Raw genomic sequence first — 3,398 nt, 5'->3', positions numbered from 1 at the left:
CTTCCACGATGGCGCCGTTGTCCAATTGCCGCAACGCGGGATTGTCAGGAACCGCATGAACGTCGGAAGCCCAGAAAGCGAGCAAAGCCCGCTTTGCACCGATCGTCATCGTCTCCTCGTTCAGCACATCATCCGGCGTCCGCAATCCGGCGGATTCCGCGGCAAGATTTTTCGGTTCAGGTTGGTGAAAACTGTAAGTGTCGGTTCTCATCTCCATTCTCCGCGATCTGTGCCTCCCGGCCGAACCGGGAGGCGGACCGTAGATTTAGGTCCAGGGAATCAGGCGACCTCGCGTTGAGGCTCCGCATCCGAGTCGATCAACTGCTTCTTGCCGGGTTGCTCGAGCGAAACCGCTTTGGCTTCGGACCCTATCTCAATGCGCCGAGGCTTGAGTTCCTCGGGCACTTCGCGGACCAGGTCCACTGACAGCAAGCCATTCTCGAGGTTGGCCGCCTTGACCTTTACGTGGTCGGCAAGTTTGAACACCTGCTTGAAGTTGCCCGTCGCCAAGCCGCGATGAAGGACCTCCCGATTTTCCTGGTCGGGTTTCCTTTGGCCGACGACAGACAATTCGGGGCCGTTCTGCATGAGTTCGACCTCATCGAGAGCGAAGCCGGCGATAGCCATCGTAATGCGATAGTCGTTCTCGCCGGTCTTCTCGATATTGTAGGGAGGCCAGTCGGAGCGTACGCTTTTTTCGAGCATATCGAAGAGACGGTCGAAGCCGACCGTTGTGCGGTAAAGAGGGGTATAATCAGAGCTTCTCATAGCCATATCCTCCGTGAAGCAACATGGATTACGAGGCTGTCGCAGCGTCGCTGCGACGCCAGTATGTCGAGCCGAAGCCTCGACGGAAAACGATCTGGTAATCGTGTTTTTTTCCTTCAAGAGGGGCGACAAAAATATTTTTGGCCGGCAGGCAGGTGCCCAAGGCGCTGCCTTGCGTGCTGGTGGCCACTGCGCGATGTTGACGCCAGGGGTGGATGCGAATCATGCGAAAAATTTTGATGTCAGGACTGCTGCTCGCGGCAGCCTTTTCCGCGAACCCGGCCCACGCGCTGGACAGCAGCGGCACGCCTGTCGTCGTGACCCCTCTTGCGTCGCGCACGACGACCGCGTCCGGCCAACCGATCACGCTGCCGCAGAAGAACGTGCAGGTGCTGGTCTCGACCTACGACATCGCGCCGGGCGCGACCTTGCCGGTCCACAGGCACCCTTTCCCGCGCTATGCCTATGTCCAGGCCGGCACGCTGAAGGTCACCAATGTCGAGACCGGCGACAGCAACACCTACAAGGCCGGCGATTTCATCATCGAAATGATCGGCCAGTGGCATCAGGCCACCAATATCGGTGATATCGAGGTGAAGCTTCTGGTGATCGATCAGGTCGAGCAAGGCGCCAAGAACACGGAATTGCGCCAATAACCGCGAAGTCCGTGCCCGGCGCGAAAGTCTGTTCGCGCTTTCGCAGCAACCGGCGCGGTGGTAGGGCTGGCCGGGAATCATGGAATGGATCGCCCCTTGACCAAAGCTCTCCGCCTGCCGCTGATCGAAATCTGTGTCGAAGGCATTGACGGCCTTCTCGCGGCGCAAGCCGCCGGCGCCGACCGGGTCGAACTGTGCGCCAGCCTCGTCGAAGGCGGGATTACGCCAAGCCTCGGCACGATCCGCGCCGCCATCGAGCAGGCAAACGTGCCGTTTCACGTCATGGTGCGGCCGCGCGGCGGCGATTTTCTCTACAGTGAGACCGAATATGCCTCGATGCTGGCAGATGTCTCGGCACTGCGCGAACTCGGCGTGCCCGGCGTGGTGTTTGGCTGCCTGAACGCCGATGGCACCATGGACGAGGCGCGCATGAGCGAACTGACGCAGGCCGCCGGCCCCTTGAACGTCACCTGCCATCGCGCCTTCGACATGACGCGCGAGCCGGCCGAGGCGCTCGAATCGCTGATCCGCAGCAAGGTCGGCCGCGTGCTGACCAGCGGCCAGCGTGACACTGCCATCGAAGGCTTGCCGCTGTTGGCGGATCTGGTGCGGCAGGCCGGCGACCGCATCGTCATCCTCGGCTGCGGCGGACTGGATTTGCACAACATTGCCGAAGTGCGCAGCAGAACCGGCCTGTCCGAAATGCATTTTGCCGCCCTCAAGGATGTGCCGAGTGCCATGGACTACCGCAATCCCCATGTCGGCATGGGTGGTTCCGATCTCGATCGCGAGTACCGCAACACGCTGACCGACACAGCGCTTGTGGCGGCAACGATCGCGGCAGCCAAGGCATGACCTCGAGCCCTGCCCCGATAGCCCGTGTATCGGCCCAAGACGAAGCGGCGATCCTGGCGCTCAACAACGAGCATGCCGCGGAACTGTCGTGGCTGGAGGCTGAGCGGCTGGCCTTCCTGCTTGGCGAAGCATTTTACACCAGGCGCATCGGCGATCTCGAAGCTTTCATCATGACCTTCGACCAGGACGCCCGCTACGACAGCCCGAATTTCCTGTGGTTCCGCGAGCGCCATGAGCGCTTCGTCTATGTCGACCGGGTCGTCGTGGCGGCGCACGCACGCGGCCGCGGCCACGCCCGCCGGCTCTATCAGGACCTGTTCGGCCATGTTGAGCGCGCTGGCCACACGCTGGTCACCTGCGAAGTCAACACCGCCCCGCCGAACCCCGCCTCGGATGCCTTTCACGCTGCGCTCGGCTTCGTCGAGGCCGGCGACGCCGTCATCCATGGCGGCAAGAAAGCGGTGCGCTATTACGCCAGGCAGATCAGCGCCTGACAGACCAGGCAGATCTGCGCACGAAGACGAGGACTACTGGAACAGGGCTGTCGCACTCACCAGCGTCATCCAGAACCCCCAGACCAACGGGATGCCGACCAGCAGCCAGGCCAGCGTGAGTCTGATCGAATTCTCGTTGTCTTGCGCCATGGTCGGTTTCCTCAGAGCTGATCCCGAAAGTGGATTCCGATTTTCGGAAAAGATCATGCTCAAACAATAAGATAGAGCCCATCCCGATTCTGTCGGGATGGAACTGACTCTAAGCCACCGCTGGTTCGGTCTTCATGTGGAAGCGCGCATTGACGGGCCGCATCATCAGGTTGAGCAGGAGGCCGACAACCAGCAGGCCGGCCATGATGTACATGGTGACCGTGTAGGCGTCGGCCTTCGCAACGCCGCTGTCGATCTGGTACTGCCGGATATAATTCACCAGCACCGGGCCAAGCACGCCCGCCACCGACCACGCGGTCAGCAATCGGCCATGGATGGCGCCGACGTAACGCACGCCGAAGACGTCGCGCAGGTAAGCGGGAATGGTGGCGAAGCCGCCGCCATACATGCTGAGGATGATCCCGTAGAACAGCACGAACAGGAAAACGCTGCCGGTCTGGCCGGTCCACGGCAC

At 61.5% G+C, this 3,398-nt stretch carries 5 protein-coding genes and 2 pseudogenes; 3 read left to right on the top strand and 4 right to left on the bottom strand.

The features are described from left to right. The 3 genes and pseudogenes from EN925_RS28700 to EN925_RS39820 all read right to left on the bottom strand — a co-directional run. A pseudogene (locus tag EN925_RS28700) lies at positions 1-211 on the bottom strand (hypothetical protein); the annotation flags it as partial. A gap of 68 nt (positions 212-279) precedes the next feature. Further along, on the bottom strand, positions 280-768 hold the full coding sequence (locus tag EN925_RS28695) for an Hsp20 family protein (RefSeq protein ID WP_013531273.1): 489 nt from the start codon (positions 766-768) through the stop codon (positions 280-282). Between the two features lie 28 nt (positions 769-796). Continuing rightward, positions 797-1,075: a hypothetical protein gene (locus EN925_RS39820; protein WP_164753782.1), complete on the bottom strand. Its 279-nt coding sequence runs from the start codon at positions 1,073-1,075 to the stop codon at positions 797-799. Between EN925_RS39820 and EN925_RS28690 the strand changes: the two genes are divergently transcribed. From EN925_RS28690 to EN925_RS28680, 3 genes are all read left to right on the top strand, one after another. Further along, positions 993-1,424, top strand: coding sequence for a cupin domain-containing protein (locus EN925_RS28690; RefSeq protein WP_024503833.1), 432 nt, complete (start codon positions 993-995; stop codon positions 1,422-1,424). The two genes, EN925_RS39820 and EN925_RS28690, sit on opposite strands and share 83 nt — an antisense overlap. Before the next feature lie 84 nt (positions 1,425-1,508). After that, on the top strand, positions 1,509-2,279 hold the full coding sequence (locus EN925_RS28685) for a copper homeostasis protein CutC (RefSeq protein ID WP_063172331.1): 771 nt from the start codon (positions 1,509-1,511) through the stop codon (positions 2,277-2,279). Further along, entirely contained in the window at positions 2,276-2,773 is a 498-nt protein-coding gene (locus EN925_RS28680) for a GNAT family N-acetyltransferase (protein WP_127369315.1), read from the top strand. Before EN925_RS28685 ends, EN925_RS28680 begins: the two co-directional genes overlap by 4 nt. A gap of 259 nt (positions 2,774-3,032) precedes the next feature. Here the strand turns inward: EN925_RS28680 and EN925_RS28670 are convergent. Beyond that, positions 3,033-3,398 (bottom strand): annotated as a pseudogene (locus EN925_RS28670) (OFA family MFS transporter); the annotation flags it as partial.

The organism is Mesorhizobium sp. M7A.F.Ca.US.006.04.2.1, from assembly GCF_004022915.1.
In the GTDB taxonomy this organism is placed as follows: Bacteria; Pseudomonadota; Alphaproteobacteria; order Rhizobiales; family Rhizobiaceae; genus Mesorhizobium; species Mesorhizobium ciceri.
The sequence above is the reverse complement of the archived record's forward strand: the minus strand, read 5'-3'. Positions and strand labels throughout refer to the sequence as shown.